The 348-nt window shown below is 40.8% G+C and carries 1 protein-coding gene; it reads left to right on the plus strand.

Translation table 11 applies throughout. From position 1 onward, the window contains the following. Positions 1–109: 109 nt before the first annotated feature. On the plus strand, positions 110–348 hold a 239-nt coding region (locus AAEY57_RS19520), incomplete at its 3' end, for a helix-turn-helix domain-containing protein (protein ID WP_350608607.1).

The following is a 348-nucleotide window of genomic DNA, read 5'->3' on the forward strand; positions in this document are numbered from 1 at the left end:
CTTTAAACCCTAGATTCAAATAAGAAGTGCAACGTTTTAAAAGAATGAGTTGAAGAGTAAGATGTGCCGTGTTGCATTTCAAACTTCAACTCCTACATATCAGAACGTTATGAAACACTATACACATCTTACCCAAGAGCAAAGATATCAAATATCAGCGCTATTGCAAGCTAAAAAAGGCATGAGTGAAATAGCTAGAATTATTGGCTGTCATAAATCAACGGTGAGTCGAGAGATAAGGCGAAACATGGGACAAAGGGGTTATCGCCCCAAACAAGCCCATCGATTGGCAAACGCGCGCAAAGTTGTGAATAGCTCACAGATCAGCCGCTTTGGCTGGTGCTATAT

Source organism: Pseudoalteromonas sp. MER144-MNA-CIBAN-0113 (assembly GCF_040308965.1).
GTDB classification, from domain to species: Bacteria; Pseudomonadota; Gammaproteobacteria; order Enterobacterales; family Alteromonadaceae; genus Pseudoalteromonas; species Pseudoalteromonas tetraodonis.